The following is an 18,724-nucleotide window of genomic DNA, read 5'->3' as shown; positions in this document are numbered from 1 at the left end:
TGCGGTGGCGGCGACGACGAGGGCGGCGGCGGGGGAGCCGCCCCCGAGGCCGGCGCCGCGCTCGCCGCGACCTCCGAGATCCCGGTGGGCGGCGGCATCGTGCTGGCCGGCGACAACCTCGTCATCACCCAGCCGACCGAGGGCGAGTTCAAGGCCTTCATCGCTACCTGCACCCACACCGGCACCCAGGTCAACGAGGTCGACGGCACCGAGATCGTCTGTCCCAACCACGGCAGCCGCTTCTCGATCGAGGACGGCGCGGTGCTCAACCCGCCGGCCAGCTCGCCGCTCGAGGCCTTCGCCGTCAAGGTCGACGGGGACAACCTCGTCGCCGCTTGACGCCCGGGGCGCCCTAGGGTCGGGGCATGGAGTGGGTGCGGGCGACGTCACCGCGTGAGGCACCCGGCGACTGCGAGCTGGTGGTGGTCGACGACGCGGTGCTGACGCCGTTCGTCAAGGGCAGCCTGCGGTCGTCGACCGGGCCCCGGGCGCAGATGAGCGGGGCCGTGCACGACGCGTCCGGGCTGCTGGTGCCGGCGTCGCAACGCTGGTGGGACGGCGACCGGACCATGCCCGTCGCGGGTGACCCCGATGAGGTCAAGGTGCCCGGCGGGGCGCCGCGGCTCGAGGGCACCTGGCTCTACGCCGGCCATTGGGCGATGCACTTCGGCCACTTCCTCGTGGAGGTGCTGAGCAACCTCTGGCCCGAGCCGGGCTCGTCCGGCGTCGACCTTGTCGACGGCATCGTCGCCCACCGCACCTTCCGCGGACCCCTGGTGCCGCCACCGGCCGGGCCCGGACCCCAGGCGGCGGCGCTGCGCCCGTGGCAGTCCGACCTGCTGGCCCTGGCCGGCTACGGCGGCCTCGAGGTGCGCGTGGTCCGGCACCGGGCTGCCCGCGTCGACCGGCTCGTCGTGCCGCAGCGTCCGGTGGTCCTCAAGAGCTGGGCCGCCCCCCAGGCCGTGGCGCTGTGGCGCCGGGTCTCCGACGCGGTGGGGGAGAGCGGCGCCCACCCGCGGGTCTACTTCTCCCGCAGCGCCTTCCACGCGGGCACCGACAACCCGCGCCGGGACCGGTCCGACGAGGCGTGGGACCGGCACCTCGACGAGGCGTTCGCCGCGGCCGGGTTCCACGTGGCGCACCCCGAGACGCTGCCCATCGCCGAGCAGGTGGCGCTGGTGCGCGGGGCCGAGGTGCTGGCCGGGCCGTCCGGGTCGGCCCTGCACCTCTCGGCGTTCGCCCGGCCCGGCACGCGGGTGCTCGAGGTGGGCGACGACCGCTCGCCCGACCAGCCGATGGCGTCGCAGCGGATGATCGACGCCGCGTGCGGCCACCACGCCGCGTTCGCGCCCTACAGGGACGCGATGGCGCTCGCCTCGGCGCTGGCCTCGGTCTCGGTCTCGCCCGACTGACCCAGCTGGGTGGCGAGCTGGCGGCCGGCCGCCGCGCGGCACTGTCGGCGCCAGGCCGCGTCGCGGGCCGAGGGACGCCGGTCGAGCCGGCGGTCGATCAGGTCGCGCGCCTCGTCGAACCGGTCGGCGCGCAGCAGCGCCGCGATCCGGATCTCCTCGACGAGCTCGCGCTGGGCGTCGGAGCCGCCCACCCGGCGTACGGACGCGGCGAGGGAGGCCAGCGAGCTCGCCGCGGTGGAGGCCTGGCCGCTGTGGAGCTGGTGGAGGGCCCGCGCGAGCGGTGCGACGACCTCGCGGTGGGTGGCGTGGCCGTGGGCGCTGGCCCAGGTGGCCAGGGAGGTGAGGCCGGCGCCGTCGCCGAGGGCGAGGAGGGTCGCAGCCGCGTGCATGCCGAGGAACGGCGTCGCGGGGCGCACCAGGACGTCGCGGCCGACCGCCGTGGCGACCTGCTCGAGCCCGGGCACGTCCTCGGCGTCGGGGGTGAGCGCCCAGCGGATCAGCAGCGAGCCGGAGTCGACGAGGGCCCGACAGCCGGTGGCGAGCTCGGGACGCAGCTGCCCGTCGTAGCGGCGGCGTACGGCGTCGAGGTCTCCGAGCGACAGCTCGTGCAGCGCGGCGTGCCACGAGAAGTGGCTCAGGCTCTCGATGGCGGCGCCGTCGCCGGTGACCCAGGCGTCCATCCAGCCGAGGCCGCCGGCGTGGTCGCCGGTCTCGTAGTGGACGTGGGCGCGCGCGTGGGCGGAGTGGCCGGCGTCGGGCTGCTCGGCCAGCGACGCGACGGCGAGCTCCATCGACTCCTCGAAGCGCTCCTGCTCCTGGCGGATGAAGGCGAGGAGCCCGGCGTACCACCAGTCGTCGCCGTAGGCCGGAGCCGCGCCCTCGACGATGGCCCAGGCCTGCTCGGGGACCTCGGTGACGCCGGCGAACGCGATCGTCGGCACCGCGGCCGAGAGCAGCAACGCGTCGACGGGGAAGCGGGCGAGGTGGTCGATGATCGGTCGCGAGTCGCCGCGGAGGTGGGCGAGGACGGCGGCCACGTGACTCTGCTCGCGCTCGGTGCCGAGGTGGGCCCACCGCTTGGCGTCGCGCATGCGGCCGACGACGTCGACCTCGACGCACAGGTCGTGGCCGACGAGCGCGAGTCCTGCGTGGCCGAGCGCGAACCTCGGGTCGAGGACGATCGAGGTGGCGAACGCGCCGGCCGAACCGGTGCGCAGGCGGAGCAGGTCGTCGAGCCCGCGGGAGTAGGCGGCCGCCGCGTCAGGACCCGTGCTCAGGGTCAGGCCGTAGCGGTCGCGAGGAAGCATGTAAGCAGACTAAGTCACCTGACAATTAGCAGACAAACGGCACGCCGAGCGCGACGGGGCCGGTCGGCCGGTCGGGCCGGGCTCGGGCGGGCTGTGCCGGGGCTGTCGGTGGCCGCTCGTAGGGTGGAGACGTGCCTCCGACCCGCTCCTCGCGCCCCACCCGGGGACCGCTCTCCTACCGGCCGGAGCCGGGGTCGATCCCCACCCAGCCGGGGGTCTACCGCTTCCGTGACGCGCGCGACCGGGTCATCTACGTCGGCAAGGCCAACAACCTGCGCGCCCGGCTGTCGTCCTACTTCCAGGACATCTCCAACCTCCACCAGCGCACCGCCACGATGGTCACCACCGCGGCCCGCGTCGAGTGGACCGTGGTCAACACCGAGGTCGAGGCGCTCCAGCTCGAGTACTCCTGGATCAAGGAGTTCGACCCGCGGTTCAACGTCAAGTACCGCGACGACAAGTCCTACCCCTGGCTCGCGGTGACCGTCGGCGACGACTACCCGCGGGTGATGGTCGGCCGTGGCGCCAAGCGCAAGGGCACCCGCTACTTCGGTCCCTACAGCCACGCCTGGGCGATCCGAGAGACCGTCGACATCCTGCTCCGGGTCTTCCCGATGCGCTCCTGCAGCAACGGGGTGTTCAAGCGCTCGGCCCAGATCGGCCGGCCCTGCCTGCTCGGCTACATCGGCAAGTGCTCGGCGCCGTGCGTCGGCCAGATCAGCGAGGAGGACCACCGCGCGATCGTCGACGACTTCTGCGACTTCATGGCCGGCCAGACGCGGCCGTTCGTCAAGCGCATCGAGCGGGAGATGTACGCCGCCTCCGACGCCATGGAGTTCGAGAAGGCCGCCCGGCTGCGCGACGACCTCGGCGCCATGCAGCGTGCGCTCGAGAAGCAGGCCGTCGTGCTCGGTGACGGCGCCGACGCCGACGTGATCGCGCTCGCCGAGGACCCCCTCGAGGTCGCGGTGCAGATCTTCTACGTCCGTGGCGGCCGCATCCGCGGCCAGCGCGGCTGGGTGGCCGACCGGGTCACCGACGCCGAGACCCCCGAGCTGGTCGAGGACTTCCTGCTCCAGCTCTATGCGGGAGACGCGGAGTCGGTGCCGCGCGAGATCCTGGTGCCGACCCTGCCGACCGACGTACTGACCTTCGAGACGCTGCTGACCGACCTCAAGGGCAGCAAGGTCCAGATCCGCATCCCGCAGCGCGGCGACAAGAAGACGCTGCAGGAGACCGTCGCGCAGAACGCGCGGCAGGCGCTCGCGCTCCACAAGACCAAGCGGGCCAGCGACCTCACCACCCGCAACCGCGCGCTCGATGAGATCCGCGAGGCCCTCGACCTCGAGGAGGCGCCGCTGCGCATCGAGTGCTACGACGTCTCCAACCTCCAGGGCACCGAGGTCGTGGCGTCGATGGTCGTCTTCGAGGACGGACTGTCCCGCAAGGGCGAATACCGGCGCTTCGTCATCAAGGGTGTCGACGGCCAGAACGACGTGGCCTCGATGCACGAGGTGATCACCCGACGGTTCAAGCGGCTCCTCGACGAGCAGGCCCGATCCGCCCTTCGAGACGCCTCGTCCCTCGGCTCCTCGGGGACCGATGGGCAGACGAACGAGGGCCCGATGCTGGTCGACCCCGAGACGGGCCGTCCGCGCAAGTTCGCCTACGCGCCCGGGCTGGTCGTCGTCGACGGTGGCCCGCCGCAGGTCGCGGCCGCTCAGCAGGCGCTGGTCGAGCTCGGCATCACCGACATCCCGGTGTGCGGCCTGGCCAAGCGGCTCGAGGAGGTCTGGCTGCCGGGGGAGGACGACCCGGTGATCCTGGCTCGCTCGTCCGAGGGCCTCTACCTGCTCCAGCGCATCCGCGACGAGGCCCACCGGTTCGCCATCAACCACCACCGCGGCCGCCGCTCCAAGACCATGGTCGAGAGCATGCTCGACGACGTGCCGGGCCTGGGCGAGGTGCGCCGCAAGACGCTCCTCAAGCACTTCGGGTCGCTCAAGAAGCTGCGTGAGGCCGAGGTCGGCGAGATCGCCCAGGTCCCCGGCATCGGGCCGCGCACCGCCGAGGCCATCAAGGCCGCGGTGGAGCAGGCGTCCGCGACCCGCAAGACTGTCTCCGTGAACACCGCGACGGGCGAGATCGAGGAGTCGTGAGCGACCGATGAGCGACCGGGACCCCGAGGCCGTCCCGGTCCGCGGCGAGCTCGTCGTCGTCACCGGCATGACCGGCGCCGGCCGGAGCACGGCCGCCAAGGAGCTCGAGGACCTCGGCTACTACGTCGTCGACAACCTCCCGCCCAGCCTGCTGCCCGACGTCGTCCGACTCGTCGACGAGAGCCACGGCCCGCGCCAGAAGATGGCGGTGGTCGTCGACGTCCGTTCGGGCTCGTTCTTCGCGGGGCTGCGCACCCACCTCGCCGAGCGGCGCGCGGTCGCCGCTGCGGGTGGACGGCGTACGACGCTGGTCTTCCTCGACGCCTCCGACGAGGTCCTCGTACGCCGCCAGGAGGCCGTTCGGCGTCCGCACCCGCTCCAGGCCTCGGGACGGCTGCTCGACGGTCTCCACCGTGAGCGCCGGGTCCTCGCCGACCTGCGCGGCGAGGCCGACCTGACGATCGACACCACCAGCCTCAACGTGCACCAGCTGACCGACCGGGTCGCCGAGGCGTTCGGCACGCTCGAGACGACGGCGCTCAAGGTCAACGTGATCAGCTTCGGCTTCAAGTACGGCATCCCGGTCGACGCCGACTTCGTCGCCGACATGCGGTTCCTCCCCAACCCCCACTGGGTGCCCGAGCTGCGCCACAACACCGGCCGCGACGCCGACGTCGCCGCGTTCGTCAAGGCACAGCCGGGGGCGGCGGAGTTCCTCGACGCCTACGTGCCCGTGCTGACCGGCGTCGCCGACGGCTACCTGCGCGAGAACAAGCGCTTCATGCGGGTCGCGATCGGCTGCACCGGCGGCAAGCACCGCAGCGTCGCCATGACCGAGGAGATCACCGCCCGGCTCCGCGCCGCGGGCTTCGACGCCAAGCCGGTCCACCGCGACCTGGGTCGGGAGTGACCCGCGCCCAGGCGGTCGTCGCGTTCGGCGGCGGCCACGGCCTGCACGCCTCGCTCTCGGCCCTGCGCCTGCTGGTCGACGACCTCACCGTCGACGACCTGACCGCGATCGTCACGGTCGCCGACAACGGTGGCAGCTCAGGGCGCCTGCGCGGCGAGTTCGGGGTGCTCCCGCCCGGCGACCTGCGGATGGCCCTGGCCGCGCTCTGCGGCTCCGACACCTGGGGCGACACCTGGGCGCGGGTGCTGCAGCACCGCTTCGAGGGCAACGGCGACATGCGCGGCCACGTCGTCGGCAACCTGCTCATCGTCAGCCTGTGGGAGCTCCTCGGCGACCACGTCGACGCCCTCGACTGGATCGGGCGGCTGCTGGGAGCCAAGGGCCGGGTGCTGCCGATGGCGCTGACGCCGATGGACATCCGCGCCGAGGTGCGCGGCCTCGTCACCGGCGACCCCGACGCCCTGACGACCGTGCGCGGCCAGGTCGAGGTCGCCACCACCGAGGGCGTCATCGTCTCCCTCGACCTCGAGCCCCCCGACCCCGAGGTGAGCCCGGTGGCGCTCACCAAGATCGCCGAGGCCGACTGGGCGTTCATCGGGCCGGGTTCGTGGTTCTCCTCGGTCATCCCGCACGTGCGGGTGCCGGCGCTGCGGGACGCGATCGTGGCCACCGACGCGCGGTTGGTCGTCGTGCTCAATCTCGAGGAGCAGGCCGGCGAGACCGGCGGGTTCGCCCCCGCCGACCACCTCGCGGTGCTCTACGAGCACGCCCCCGCGATGACCGTCCACACGGTGCTGGCCGACGCCGCCAACCTGGTCGACGACCAGGCCGAGGAGCTGCGCGAGATGGTCGAGGCCTCGGGGGCCCGGCTGGTCCTGGCCGACGTCGCCCGCGACGACGGCACCCCACGGCACGACCCCGACAAGCTGGCCGTGGCCTACGCGCAGATCATGGACGACGAGGGCTGATCGCCGTCCCGTCGCCGTCCCCTGGCCGTCCCATCCGACCCGCACATCCCAACCAGCACAGCGGATCGGGGCCGGATCGGGGCAGGTCGGAGGGTTGTTGACGCTCATGGCAGGATCGCCCACATGGCGATGACGGCTCAGGTGAAGGCGGAGCTCGCCAACACCCAGACCACCAAGACCTGCTGCCGCAAGGCCGAGGTCGCCACCACGCTCCGCTTCGCCGGTGGCCTCCACATCGTGAGCGGCAAGATCGTCGTCGAGGCCGAGCTCGACACCGGCGCGGCGGCCCGCCGGCTGCGCCGCGACATCGACGAGATCTACGGCCACAAGTCCGACGTCGTCATGGTCCAGGGCAACGGCATCCGCAAGGGCAGCCGCTACATCGTGCGCGTCGTCAAGGACGGCGAGTCGCTGGCCCGCCAGACCGGCCTGCTCGACCAGCGCGGCCGGCCCGTCCGCGGGCTGCCCCCGGCCGTCGTCTCAGGCGGTGGCTGCGACGCGGTGGCTGCCTGGCGCGGGGCGTTCCTCGCCCACGGGTCGCTCACCGAGCCCGGCCGCTCGTCCTCGCTCGAGGTGACCTGCCCCGGCCCTGAGGCGGCCCTGGCCCTGGTCGGCGTCGCCCGCCGGCTCGGCATCCAGGCCAAGGCCCGCGAGGTCCGCGGCATCGACCGCGTCGTGATCCGCGACGGCGACGCCATCGGCCAGCTGCTCACCCGGCTCGGCGCCCACGAGACGCTGATGGCCTGGGAGGAGCGCCGGATGCGGCGCGAGGTCCGCGCCACCGCCAACCGGCTCGCCAACTTCGACGACGCCAACCTCCGCCGCTCGGCCCGCGCGGCCGTCGCCGCCGGTGCCCGCGTCGAGCGGGCGATGGAGATCCTCGGCGACGAGGTGCCCGACCACCTGCGCCTCGCCGGCACCCTGCGTCTCGAGCACAAGCAGGCCTCCCTCGAGGAGCTCGGCCAGCTGCACGAGCCCCAGCTCACCAAGGACGCCATCGCCGGCCGCATCCGCCGGCTGCTCGCCATGGCCGACAAGCGGGCCGAGGAGCTCGGCGTCCCCGACACCGAGGCGTCCTTGACCCCGGAGATGCTCGCGGACGACGACTGACCTGCCATGCGCCTCGCTCCTCTGCCCTCGCAAGCCTCGTGGCGGCACGCCGGGCTGCGTGACGGCTTCGAGGTGGTGTGGCCGGTGTCGATCGGCTCCGTGCACCGCCTGCGTGGCGCGACGACCGGCGTCGAGGACGGTGCCGGCTGGACCGTGTCCTACGACGTCGAGCTCGGCGCCGACTGGTGCACCCGCACCGCCGTCGTACGAGCGAGTGGCCGGGACGGGTCGGGCGAGGTGCTGCTCGAGCGCGACGAGGACGACCGCTGGTCGATCGACGGCCTCTACCAGCCGGAACTCGACGGCGTCGCCGACGTCGACCTCGAGTCCTCGGCCGTCACCAACACGCTGCCGCTGCACCGGCTCCACCTCGAGCGCGGGTCGGCGATGCGGGTCGACTCGGCGTTCGTCGGGCTCGACCTGCGGGTCCAGCGCATCGTGCAGACCTACGAGCTCGTCGAGCACACCGACGAACGGATCACGGTGGCCTACACGTCCGCGACGTTCGACGTGGCCTGCACGGTGACGTTCGACGGCTCGGGCCTGGTCACCGACTATCCCGACATCGCCGTCCGGCACGCCTAGTCCCGCCGCGCTGGTTACCCGCACGTACGCCGGGATGCTCGGCAGCGGTCGGCAGCGGTGGCGGTAGGGTCGTTGACGGCCTCAGACCCCGAGCTCCAGGAGCACCGCAGTGACTGTTCGTGTCGGCATCAACGGCTTCGGCCGCATCGGCCGCAACTTCTTCCGCGCCGTACGCGCCTCCGGTCTCGACATCGAGATCGTGGGTGTCAACGACCTGACCGACAACGCCGTGCTGGCGCACCTCCTCAAGTACGACTCGATCCTCGGCCGGCTCGACGCCGACGTGACGTCGACCGACGACGCGATCGTCGTCGGCGGCACCGAGATCAAGGCGTTCAGCGAGCGCGACCCCGCCGCCCTCGGCTGGGGCGCTCTCGACGTCGACGTCGTCGTCGAGTCCACTGGCTTCTTCACCGACGCGACCAAGGCCAAGGCCCACATCGACGCCGGCGCCAAGAAGGTCATCATCTCGGCGCCCGCCACCAACGAGGACTTCACCGTCGTCATGGGCGTCAACCACGACGACTACGACGGCTCCAAGCACCACGTCATCTCCAACGCGTCGTGCACGACCAACTGCCTGGGCCCGATGGCCAAGGCGCTCAACGACGACCTCGGCATCGTCAAGGGCCTGATGACGACGATCCACGCCTACACGGCCGACCAGAACCTCCAGGACAACATCCACAAGGACCTGCGCCGCGCCCGCGCCGCCGCCCTCAACGTCGTCCCCACCTCGACCGGTGCGGCCAAGGCCATCGGCCTCGTGCTGCCCGAGCTCAAGGGCAAGCTCGACGGCTACGCGCTGCGCGTCCCGGTCCCGACCGGCTCCGCCACCGACCTCACCTTCGAGGCCGGCCGCGAGACCACGGTCGAGGAGGTCAACGCGATCATCGAGAAGGCCGCCGACGGTCGCTTCCTCAAGTACTCCACCGACCCGATCGTGTCCTCCGACATCGTCACCGACCCGGCGTCGTGCATCTTCGACGCGCCGCTGACCAAGGTCATCGGCAACCAGGTCAAGGTCGTCGGCTGGTACGACAACGAGTGGGGCTACTCCAACCGCCTCGCCGACCTGATCGACTACATCGGCAAGACCCTCTGACGGTGTCGGACTACTCGTCCCTGGGTGACGTCGCCGGCAAGCGGGTCCTGGTCCGCTCCGACCTCAACGTGCCGCTCGACGGTACGGCGATCACTGACGACGGACGCATCCGTGCGAGCGTCCCCACCATCAAGGCGCTCGCCGACGCGGGTGCCCGGGTGGTCGTGACGGCCCACCTCGGTCGCCCCAAGGGCGCGCCCGAGGACCGCTACTCGCTGGGTCCCGTCGCGGCCCGGCTCGGTGAGCTCCTCGGTGCCGACGTCGCGTTCGCGACCGACACGGTGGGCGACTCGGCGCGCGCCACGGTCGACGGCCTGGCCGACGGCCAGGTCGCGCTGCTCGAGAACGTGCGCTTCAACCCCGGTGAGACCAGCAAGGACGACGCCGAGCGCGGAGCGTTCGCCGACGAGCTGGCGTCGCTGGCCGACGCGTTCGTCTCCGACGGGTTCGGGGTCGTGCACCGCAAGCAGGCGTCGGTCTACGACGTCGCGCAGCGGCTGCCGCACGCGATGGGCGCCCTGGTGTCGACCGAGATCGACGTGCTGCGCCGGCTCACCGTCGACCCCGAGCGCCCCTACGTCGTCGTGCTCGGCGGGTCGAAGGTCTCCGACAAGCTCGGGGTCATCGACAACCTGCTCGACAAGGCCGACAAGCTGCTCATCGGCGGCGGGATGGTCTTCACGTTCCTCAAGGCGCAGGGCCACGAGGTGGGCAAGAGCCTCCTCGAGGACGACCAGCTCGACGTCTGCAAGGCCTACCTGCAGCGCGCCGAGGAGTCCGGCGTCCAGATCCTGCTGCCGGGCGACATCGTGGTCGACACGACGTTCCCGTCCAGCGACGTCACGCCCGACCCCCGGGTCGTGCCGGCCGACCAGATCCCGGCCGACGCGCTCGGGCTCGACATCGGCCCGGCGTCCGGCGCCGACTTCGCCGCCGCCCTGGCCGACGCCAGGACCGTGTTCTGGAACGGGCCGATGGGCGTCTTCGAGGTGCCGCAGTTCGCCGACGGCACCCGCGCCGTCGCCGAGGCGCTGACCAAGGTCACCGACCAGGGCGGACTCTCGGTCGTCGGGGGTGGCGACTCCGCCGCCGCCGTCCGGGCGCTCGGCTTCGACGAGGCCGCGTTCGGCCACATCTCCACCGGGGGCGGTGCCAGCCTCGAGTACCTCGAGGGCAAGGAGCTCCCCGGCATCACCGTCCTGGAGGACTGACATGGCCAAAGCAGCGAAGAACGGCCGCACGCCGCTGATGGCGGGCAACTGGAAGATGAACCTCAACCACCAGGAAGCCGTCGTCCTGGTGCAGAAGCTCGCCTGGACGCTCTCCGACAAGCGCCACGACTTCGGCAAGGTCGAGGTGGTCGTCGTACCCCCGTTCACCGACCTGCGGTCGGTGCAGACGCTCGTCGACGGCGACCGGCTCTCGGTCAAGTACGCCGCCCAGGACGTCTCGGTCCACGAGTCCGGCGCCTACACCGGCGAGATCTCGGCTGGCATGCTGGCCAAGCTCGGCTGCTCCTACGTCGTCGTGGGGCACTCCGAGCGCCGTGAGCACCACGCCGAGGGCGACGACGTCGTCAACGCCAAGGCGCACGCCGCGCTGAAGGCTGGGATGACGCCGATCGTCTGCGTCGGCGAGGGCCTCGAGGTCCGCCAGGCCGGCGAGCACGTGCCCTACACGATGGCGCAGGTCGAGGGCTCGCTCGCGGGGTTCACCGCCGAGCAGGTCGCGGCCCTGGTCGTGGCCTACGAGCCGGTCTGGGCGATCGGCACCGGCGAGGTCGCGACCCCCGACGACGCCCAGGAGGTCTGCCAGGCCATCCGCTCGCAGATCCGCGAGGCCCACGGTGACGCGGCCGCTGACGGCGTACGCGTCCTCTACGGCGGCTCGGTCAAGGCCAACAACGTCGCCGGCATCATGGCGAAGGCCGACGTCGACGGCGCGCTGGTCGGGGGAGCGAGCCTCCAGGCCGACGAGTTCGGCGGGATCTGCCGCTTCTACGACATGCCGACCCTCTGACCGGACTGCCGATCACCCGTCCCCGACCCACCTGACGTAGGATTCCCCTCTGTGAACGCGGAACTCATTCTCACCATCTTTCTCCTTGCGGCCAGCGGTCTGATGATCCTGTTGGTACTCCTCCACAAGGGGCGCGGTGGTGGCCTGTCCGACATGTTCGGCGGCGGCGTGTCGAGCTCGCTCGGCGGATCGTCTGTGGCAGAGCGCAACCTGGACCGTTTCACGATCGGCACGGGCGTCATCTGGTTCGCCTGCGTCATCGCTCTGGGACTGCTGAAGGCCTACTGAGGCCCCCAGCACGTCCCACTCATCCCCACATAGAACACACGAGGAGACACCCCCATGGCTGGTGGAGGAAACGCCATTCGCGGCAGCCGCGTTGGCGCCGGACCGATGGGCGAGGCGGAGCGCGGCGAGTCCGCACCCCGACAGGCCGTCACGTACTTCTGCTCGCACGAGCACCGCTCGGTCATCACGTTCTCGGTCGAGGCCGCCGTGCCCGACCACTGGGACTGCCCCAAGTGCGGTCTGCCGGCGTCCCTCGACTCCGACAACCCGCCCCCGGCGCCCAAGATCGAGCCCTACAAGACCCACCTGGCCTACGTGAAGGAGCGCCGCTCCGACAAGGAGGCCGAGGTCATCCTCGACGAGGCGATCCAGCTGCTCCGCACCCGGCGCAAGTCGGGTGAGGTCATCTTCTGACCTGAGGCCCTTCCGTCTCACGAGTTGCGCCGGCCGCCCCTGGGGTGCCGGCGCTGCTCTTTGTGCGCTAACCTGACTTAGTCAGTTGAGTTAGTACGCAGCGCGTCGAAGGAAGAGGACCCTCTCGTGGCCACCAGGAAGTCCATGCAGCCCGTCGACAAGATCACCGCCGTCATCAGCGGCACCCTCGCCGCCGGCTTCTTCGCCCTCGCCGCGATCGCCGCCCTCCCCAGCGACGAGCCCACCGCCCCGATCCTCATCGAGTCCGCCCAGCGCTGACCGCGAGTCGGCGCAGAGTTGAAGTCAGATCAGCGCGACTCGGCGCAGATGCTGAGCGTCAGCGCCGACTCGACAGGTCGATGACGAGCCGACGGTTCGAGCGGGCCCGCACGGCGGCCGCACGCAGGACCTCTTCGACGCTGCGCTGCCGGCTGAACAGGTCGTGCTTGTCGAAGTCCTCCATGATCCAGCCCTGACCTTCGGCGATCTCTCGACGGCGGTCGTCGCTCTCGACCTGCTCGTCGCTCGAGTGCCACTCGAGCCCGAGGTACTCAGCTGCGAGGAGCAGCTCCTCGAGTCCGAGGTCGAAGATGCAGACCAGGACCCGGCCGACCCAGAGCTCCAGCTGTGGCGTGGGATGGGGCAGTCCGGAGTCGATCCACCGCAGCCGCAGGATGGACTCGCCCGGCGACGCGGCACGCCCGTCGGCCAACGGCGCCAGCTCCCTGAGACGGGTCACCCACCGCATCCCGCGGAACCCGCTCGACCTGCTCCAGGAGCTCGCCCTGCTCGAACCCGCCAAGTCGGAGCATCTGGTCGAGACCAGCCAGGGCCGGCTCCCGGAAGCGCTGCCTTCCCAGGTCGCAGGCGGTGCGCAGCCGGGTCGTGACCTGGATCCCGTCGACGACCTCGATGTCGTCGCGCGTCAGGTTGCGCTCGCCGCTGTCGGCCAGCCCGTTGCGCAATCGACCGTTGCCCGACGGTCGGAAGACCGAGATCGGCCGCAGGGCGAGGTGTTCGTTGGGTGCGAGGACCATCTCGGCGCCGTGGACCCAGCCGGCGTGCCGGTCGCAGACGACACAGTCCGACGGCACGACGAGCGCAAGGCAGTCGGCCCGGAGCCGGACCGAGTCACCGGCCTGCGTCGCGAGGTAGGTGCCGGTGACCGGTTGGCGGAGCAGACCGGCGTCGATCAGGCGCGTCAGGTTGTACCTGCTGACGCCCTGGCGTGCAGCGATCCGCGCGGTGAACGGTTGGTCGAGGGGCAACGGGAAGCGGTCGTCGAGGACCGCGTCGTCGAGACGGTGGTCTAGTTTCATGCGACGCCGGGTGCCCGACGCCGCTTGCGCGAATCATCGGGTCTCCCAGCCTGTGGATGACCGCCTGGACTGAGTGCAGCTTCCGGTCGAGTCGGCTCACAGGCTCATCATCAACGCCGACTCGGCAGCGCCACGTCCTGCCGAGTCGGCGTTGGCGCTTAGCCTCTGCGCCGACTCGGCGTCGTACGACTTCAACTCTGCGCCGACTCGGCGTTGGTCAGAGGAGGGAGGCGGAGGCTCGGTCGAGCCACCAGAGGGTCTCGGTGGTGCCGGTGACGCCGCGGGCGGGGGTCTCGGTGATGGTGCCGTCATCGGCGAGGGCGCGGGCGACGGCCTCGGCCTTGCCGTCGCCGCTGGCGAGGAACCAGACCGCGTCGGCGCGGGCGAAGGCCTCGAAGGTGAGGGTGACGCGCTCGGGGGGCGGCTTGGGGGAGTCGGGTACGCCGACCGCGATGGCGTCCGTGGCGGTGAGCGCCGCGTTGCCGGGGAAGAGCGAGGCGACGTGGCCGTCGGGGCCGATGCCGAACATGAGGATGTCGAAGCCGCCGGAGCCGTGCTCGCGGATCGCGCGGCCGTAGCGCTCGGCGGCCTCGTCGACGGTGGCGGCGTCGTCGGACGACGGGACCTCGTGGACCTGGGTGGCGCCGACGGCGTCGAGGAAGGCCGCGCGGGCCTGGCCGGCGTTGCGGTCGGGGGAGTCGGCAGGCACGAAGCGCTCGTCGCCGAACCAGACGACGACACGGGTCCAGTCGACGTCGAAGTCGGGCGAGAGCCGGGCGACCTCGCGGTGGATCTTGTCGGCGATGGTGCCGCCGGTGAGGCCGAGGTTGGGCTCGGTGCCGCCGGCCTGGAGGTCGGCGAGCCGCGACAGCAGCTCGCCGGCGACCGCGGACGCGAGCGCCTCGGGGGTGTCGTGGACCTCGACGAGGGCGCTCATCGCTTCGATCCCACCTTGTCGAGAGAGGTGATCGTGGCGGCGTAGACGTCGTCCTCGTCGAGGCGGCGCAGCTCTTCGGCCAGCAGCTCGGGCAGCTTGCGCCGCTTGAGCGCGATCGGCCGGTCGGGCCGGTCCGGGGAGGTGAAGGTCGCGAGGCGGCCGTCGGTGCGCGAGATCCGGATCGGTCCCTCACGTGTCTCCATGACGACCTCGGTGATGCCGGGGCCGCCGGAGCCGACGCGCTCGACCTCGATCTTGAGCCGGCTGCGCAGCCAGGCGGCGAGCAGGTCGGCGCTCGGGCTGACCCGCTCAGACGTGACCTTGGCCGACGTCACCTTGAGCGGGTGCTGGTCGAGAGAGGCGGCGAGCAGGGCGCGCCACGGCGTGAGGCGGGTCCACGCGAGGTCGGTGTTGCCGGCGACGTAGGACGCGCACTGCGTCTCGAGCGCCTTCGTCTTGCCGCGGTGCACCTCGGCGGCGTCGGTGATCCGGCGCTTGGCCAGGGCCCCGAGGGGGTCGGCGGCGGGGTCGGCCGGCGGCTCGTGCGGCCACCAGATCGCGACCGGCGAGTCGGGCAGCAGCAGCGGCAGCACGACCGAGTCGGCGTGCCGGACCACCTCGCCGGCGAGCCGGATGATCGCGGCCTCACCGCCCCAGCCGGCGCCGGTGCCGACCTGGGCGTTGACGACGGACTTGCCGCGTGCGCTGCCGAGCACGACCCCCAGGACGCGGGCGGGGTGCTCGTGGGTGGCCTTGCGGGCGTTGGTCATCGCCTCCTCGGACGACTGCTCGTCGACCACGACGATGAGGGTCATGACCATGCCCATGGCGGGCGAGCCGGCCCGCATGCGGGCGCGCACGAGCTCGGCCGCGATGGCCGAGGAGCTGGTGTCGGTGAGCTCGATCATCAGGGCCGCCTCCAGACGCGTCCGTCGCGGGCCAGCATGGCGTCGGCCGACGCCGGACCCCAGGTGCCGGGTGGGTAGGCCTCGGGTGCTCCCTTGGCCTCCCAGCGCTCGAGGATCGGGTCGAGGATCTTCCAGGAGAGCTCGACCTCCTCGTGGCGCGGGAAGAGTGGCGGGTCACCCAGGAGCACGTCGAGGATCAGCCGCTCGTAGGCCTCGGGGGACGACTCGGTGAAGGTGCCGCCGTAGGCGAAGTCCATGTTGACGTCCCGGATCTCCATCTGGGTGCCGGGGACCTTGGCGCCGAACCGCAGCGTCATCCCCTCGTCGGGCTGGACCCGGATGACCAGGGCGTTCTGGGTGAGGTCCTCGATCGAGTTGGCGTTGAAGGGCTGGTGCGGCGAGCGCTTGAACACGACGGCGACCTCGGTCACGCGGCGGCCTAGCCGCTTGCCGGTGCGGAGGTAGAAGGGCACCCCGGCCCAGCGCCGGTTGTCGACGTGGAGGGTGATGGCGGCGAAGGTCTCGGTGCGTGAGGTGGTGGCGATGCCGTCCTCGTCGTGGAAGCCGACGACCTTGGCGCCGCCGGCCCAGCCGGCGGCGTACTGCCCGCGGGCGGTGGCGACGTCGAGCCGCGGCGGCAGGCTGATGGAGGCGAGCAGCTTCTGCTTCTCCTGGCGCAGTGCCTCGGCGTCGAACGACGTCGGCTCCTCCATCGCGACGAGCGCCATCAGCTGGAGCAGGTGGTTCTGGATGACGTCTCGCGCGGCGCCGATGCCGTCGTAGTAGCCGGCGCGGCCACCGATGCCGACGTCCTCGGCCATGGTGATCTGGACGTGGTCGACGTAGTTGTTGTTCCAGAGCGGCTCGAACATCGTGTTGGCGAAGCGGGTCGCCAGGATGTTCTGCACCGTCTCCTTGCCGAGGTAGTGGTCGATGCGGAAGATCGACGACGGCGCGAACACGGCGTCGAGCTGGTCGTTGAGCACCCGGGCCGACGCGAGGTCGTGGCCGAAGGGCTTCTCGATGACGACCCGACGCCAGGCGTCGGAGCCGGGGGCGGCCTCGGCCAGCCCGTGCTCGCGCAGCTGCTGGGCGACGGTGCCGAACGCACCGGGCGGGATGGCGAGGTAGAACGCGTGGTTGCCGCCGGTGCCGCGGACCTCGTCGAGCTCCTCGATCGTCTGGCGCAGCCGCTCGAAGGCCTCGTCGTCGTCGAAGGCGCCGGGGACGAAGCGGAAGCCCTCGGCGAGCTGGTTCCAGACCTCCTCGCGGAACTCGGTGCGCGCGTACTGCTTGACCGAGTCGTGCACGATCTGGGCGAAGTCCTGGTCGGCCCAGTCGCGTCGGGCGAACCCGACGAGGCTGAAGCCGGGCGGCAGCAGCCCGCGGTTGGCGAGGTCGTAGATCGCCGGCATGACCTTCTTGCGCGACAGGTCGCCGGTGACGCCGAACAGCACCATGCCGCACGGGCCCGCGATGCGGGGGAGGCGGCGGTCCTGCGGGTCGCGCAGCGGGTTGGTGCGCGTACTCATCGACGGTGCTCCCGGTAGTAGGTGATCAGCGCCTGCGTCGACGCGTCCTGCTCGGCAGCGGCCTCCTCGTCGCCGGACACGGCCGGCCCGACCTGCTGGGCGAGCTTCTTGCCGAGCTCGACGCCCCACTGGTCGAAGCTGTCGATGCCCCAGACGACACCCTGGGTGAAGGTGATGTGCTCGTAGAGGGCGATCAGCTGTCCGAGCACCGACGGCGTCAGCTCGGGCGCCATGATCGACGCGGTGGGCCGGTTGCCGGTGAAGACCCGGGCCGGTACGACGGCCTCGTCCGTGCCGTCGGCGCGCACCTCGTCGGCGGTCTTGCCGAAGGCGAGCGCCTGGGTCTGGGCGAAGAAGTTGGCGAGGAACAGCTCGTGGACGTCGACGCTCTGTCCGTCGACCTCGTCGGTGAGCGGGTAGGCGGGGGTGGCGAAGGCGATGAAATCAGCGGGCACCAACCGGGTGCCCTGGTGGATCAGCTGGTAGAACGCGTGCTGCCCGTTGGTGCCGGGCTCGCCCCAGAAGATCTCGCCGGTGCCGGCGGTGACCGGGGTGCCGTCCCAGCGCACGCCCTTGCCGTTGGACTCCATCGTCAGCTGCTGCAGGTAGGCCGGGAACCGGTGCAGCAGCTGAGAGTAGGGGAGCACGGCGTGGGTCTGCGAGCCGAGGAAGTCGGTGTACCAGACGTTGAGCAGCCCCATCAGGACCGGGACGTTGGCGGCCAGGTCGGTGGTGCGGAGGTGCTCGTCGACGGCGTGCATGCCGGCGAGCAGCTCGGCGAACCGCTCCGGGCCGATGGCCACGACGAGCGAGGTGCCGATGGCGGAGTCGACCGAGTAGCGACCGCCGACCCAGTCCCAGAAGCCGAACGCGTTGTCGGGGTCGATGCCGAAGTCGGCGACCTTGTCGAGCGCGGTCGACACCGCGACGAAGTGCTTGGCCACGGCGGCGGACTCGTCGGAGCCGGACAGCCCGTCGAGCAGCCAGGCCTTGCACAGTCGGGCGTTGGTCAGCGTCTCGAGGGTGCCGAAGGTCTTGCTCGACACGATGAACAACGTCGACGCCGGGTCGAGGCCCTCGAGCGTCGTCGCCGCGTCGGTGGGGTCGATGTTGCTGATGAAGCGGCACTCGAGGCCCGGTTGCCGGTAGGGCGCGAGGGCCTCGTAGGCCATCACGGGGCCGAGGTCGGAGCCCCCGATCCCGATGTTGACGATCGTGCGGATGCGCTTTCCGGTGACGCCGGTCCACTCGCCGCTGCGCACCTGGTCGGCGAAGGCGTAGACCCGGGCCAGCACGTCGTGCACGTCGGACACGACGTCCTGGTCGTCGACCTCGAGCTGGGCCTCGGCCGGCAGCCGCAGGGCCGTGTGGAGCACGGCACGGTCCTCGGTGACGTTGACGTGGTCGCCGCGGAGCATCGCGTCGCGCCGCTCGACCAGACCGACCTCGTCGGCCAGGGCGAGCAGCGCCGCGAGCACCTCGTCGTCGACGAGGCTCTTGGACAGGTCGACGTGGAGGTCGGCCGCGGTGAAGGTGAGACGGTCGACCCGACCCGCGTCGGCGGCGAACCAGCCGCGCAGGTCGGGGGAGAAGCCGTCGGCGAGCGCGCGGAGCCGCCGCCACGCGTCGGTGGTGGTGGCGTCCACGGGCTGGTCCACTACTTGGCCTTCTCCCTCTGGCCCTCGACGGTCTCGACGAGCTCGGTCCAGGATTACTTGAACTTGTCGACGCCCTCGGCCTCGAGGGCGAGG

20 protein-coding genes are annotated in these 18,724 nt (G+C 71.6%); 14 read left to right on the top strand and 6 right to left on the bottom strand.

Going from position 1 to position 18,724, the window contains the following annotated elements:
* Together Q7T52_RS11920 and Q7T52_RS11915 are read left to right on the top strand one after the other, a co-directional pair.
* Positions 1-339, top strand: a 339-nt coding sequence (locus Q7T52_RS11920; protein WP_304802736.1) for a Rieske (2Fe-2S) protein, incomplete at its 5' end; no start/stop codon positions are given.
* A gap of 26 nt (positions 340-365) precedes the next feature.
* Positions 366-1,412, top strand: a complete 1,047-nt coding sequence (locus tag Q7T52_RS11915) for a DUF563 domain-containing protein (RefSeq protein ID WP_304802734.1) — start codon at positions 366-368, stop codon at positions 1,410-1,412.
* On the opposite strand, the gene Q7T52_RS11910 is transcribed toward Q7T52_RS11915, so the two are convergent.
* Positions 1,352-2,719: a pyridine nucleotide-disulfide oxidoreductase gene (locus Q7T52_RS11910; protein ID WP_304802732.1), complete on the bottom strand. Its 1,368-nt coding sequence runs from the start codon at positions 2,717-2,719 to the stop codon at positions 1,352-1,354. The genes Q7T52_RS11915 and Q7T52_RS11910 overlap by 61 nt on opposite strands.
* A gap of 131 nt (positions 2,720-2,850) precedes the next feature.
* Here Q7T52_RS11910 and uvrC point away from each other — a divergent pair, with 131 nt between their 5' ends.
* From uvrC to Q7T52_RS11855, 11 genes are all read left to right on the top strand, one after another.
* Positions 2,851-4,878, top strand: coding sequence for an excinuclease ABC subunit UvrC (gene uvrC, locus Q7T52_RS11905; RefSeq protein ID WP_304802730.1), 2,028 nt, complete (start codon positions 2,851-2,853; stop codon positions 4,876-4,878).
* 7 nt (positions 4,879-4,885) lie between these two features.
* The gene (gene rapZ / locus Q7T52_RS11900; RefSeq protein ID WP_304802728.1) at positions 4,886-5,788 is read left to right on the top strand and encodes an RNase adapter RapZ; all 903 of its coding nucleotides are present in this window, start codon (positions 4,886-4,888) and stop codon (positions 5,786-5,788) included.
* Positions 5,785-6,756, top strand: coding sequence for a uridine diphosphate-N-acetylglucosamine-binding protein YvcK (gene yvcK / locus Q7T52_RS11895; protein WP_304802726.1), 972 nt, complete (start codon positions 5,785-5,787; stop codon positions 6,754-6,756). The genes rapZ and yvcK overlap by 4 nt, the downstream gene beginning before the upstream one ends.
* A gap of 123 nt (positions 6,757-6,879) precedes the next feature.
* A complete protein-coding gene (whiA, locus tag Q7T52_RS11890; protein ID WP_304802724.1) occupies positions 6,880-7,866 on the top strand; it encodes a DNA-binding protein WhiA in 987 nt (328 codons plus the stop codon).
* A gap of 6 nt (positions 7,867-7,872) precedes the next feature.
* A complete protein-coding gene (locus Q7T52_RS11885; protein WP_304802722.1) occupies positions 7,873-8,451 on the top strand; it encodes a putative glycolipid-binding domain-containing protein in 579 nt (192 codons plus the stop codon).
* 109 nt (positions 8,452-8,560) lie between these two features.
* Complete coding sequence (gene gap, locus Q7T52_RS11880) at positions 8,561-9,556, top strand: type I glyceraldehyde-3-phosphate dehydrogenase (protein WP_304802720.1); 996 nt, start codon at positions 8,561-8,563, stop codon at positions 9,554-9,556.
* 2 nt (positions 9,557-9,558) lie between these two features.
* Positions 9,559-10,767, top strand: a complete 1,209-nt coding sequence (pgk, locus tag Q7T52_RS11875; protein ID WP_304802718.1) for a phosphoglycerate kinase — start codon at positions 9,559-9,561, stop codon at positions 10,765-10,767.
* Position 10,768: 1 nt separating this feature from the next.
* Positions 10,769-11,575, top strand: a complete 807-nt coding sequence (gene tpiA / locus Q7T52_RS11870; RefSeq protein ID WP_304802717.1) for a triose-phosphate isomerase — start codon at positions 10,769-10,771, stop codon at positions 11,573-11,575.
* 51 nt (positions 11,576-11,626) lie between these two features.
* Positions 11,627-11,863 (top strand): preprotein translocase subunit SecG, encoded by a 237-nt coding sequence (secG, locus tag Q7T52_RS11865; protein WP_304802715.1) that lies wholly within the window; start codon positions 11,627-11,629, stop codon positions 11,861-11,863.
* 54 nt (positions 11,864-11,917) lie between these two features.
* Positions 11,918-12,277: an RNA polymerase-binding protein RbpA gene (locus Q7T52_RS11860; RefSeq protein ID WP_304802713.1), complete on the top strand. Its 360-nt coding sequence runs from the start codon at positions 11,918-11,920 to the stop codon at positions 12,275-12,277.
* Between the two features lie 126 nt (positions 12,278-12,403).
* Positions 12,404-12,556, top strand: coding sequence for a hypothetical protein (locus Q7T52_RS11855; RefSeq protein WP_304802711.1), 153 nt, complete (start codon positions 12,404-12,406; stop codon positions 12,554-12,556).
* A gap of 58 nt (positions 12,557-12,614) precedes the next feature.
* Here Q7T52_RS11855 and Q7T52_RS11850 read toward each other — a convergent pair whose 3' ends face one another.
* The gene (locus Q7T52_RS11850; protein ID WP_304802709.1) at positions 12,615-12,989 is read right to left on the bottom strand and encodes a hypothetical protein; all 375 of its coding nucleotides are present in this window, start codon (positions 12,987-12,989) and stop codon (positions 12,615-12,617) included.
* Here Q7T52_RS11850 and Q7T52_RS11845 point away from each other — a divergent pair.
* The gene (locus tag Q7T52_RS11845; protein WP_304802707.1) at positions 12,952-13,590 is read left to right on the top strand and encodes a hypothetical protein; all 639 of its coding nucleotides are present in this window, start codon (positions 12,952-12,954) and stop codon (positions 13,588-13,590) included. The genes Q7T52_RS11850 and Q7T52_RS11845 overlap by 38 nt on opposite strands.
* A gap of 223 nt (positions 13,591-13,813) precedes the next feature.
* Here the strand turns inward: Q7T52_RS11845 and pgl are convergent, their stop codons facing one another.
* Genes pgl through pgi form a run of 4 tightly spaced genes read right to left on the bottom strand, consistent with a single transcriptional unit; the run spans position 13,814 to position 18,631 of the window.
* Complete coding sequence (gene pgl / locus Q7T52_RS11840) at positions 13,814-14,533, bottom strand: 6-phosphogluconolactonase (protein WP_304802706.1); 720 nt, start codon at positions 14,531-14,533, stop codon at positions 13,814-13,816.
* Complete coding sequence (locus Q7T52_RS11835; RefSeq protein ID WP_304802704.1) at positions 14,530-15,441, bottom strand: glucose-6-phosphate dehydrogenase assembly protein OpcA; 912 nt, start codon at positions 15,439-15,441, stop codon at positions 14,530-14,532. Before Q7T52_RS11835 ends, pgl begins: the two co-directional genes overlap by 4 nt.
* Positions 15,441-16,973 carry a glucose-6-phosphate dehydrogenase gene (zwf, locus tag Q7T52_RS11830; protein ID WP_304802702.1) on the bottom strand — a complete coding sequence of 511 codons (1,533 nt, stop codon included), beginning with the start codon at positions 16,971-16,973 and terminating at the stop codon, positions 15,441-15,443. The genes Q7T52_RS11835 and zwf overlap by 1 nt, the downstream gene beginning before the upstream one ends.
* Complete coding sequence (gene pgi / locus Q7T52_RS11825; RefSeq protein WP_304802700.1) at positions 16,970-18,631, bottom strand: glucose-6-phosphate isomerase; 1,662 nt, start codon at positions 18,629-18,631, stop codon at positions 16,970-16,972. Before pgi ends, zwf begins: the two co-directional genes overlap by 4 nt.
* Positions 18,632-18,724 lie beyond the last annotated feature (93 nt).

It is taken from the genome of Nocardioides sp. (assembly GCF_030655615.1).
In the GTDB taxonomy this organism is placed as follows: domain Bacteria; phylum Actinomycetota; class Actinomycetes; order Propionibacteriales; family Nocardioidaceae; genus Nocardioides.
This window is presented reverse-complemented; position numbering and strand designations above follow the sequence as displayed.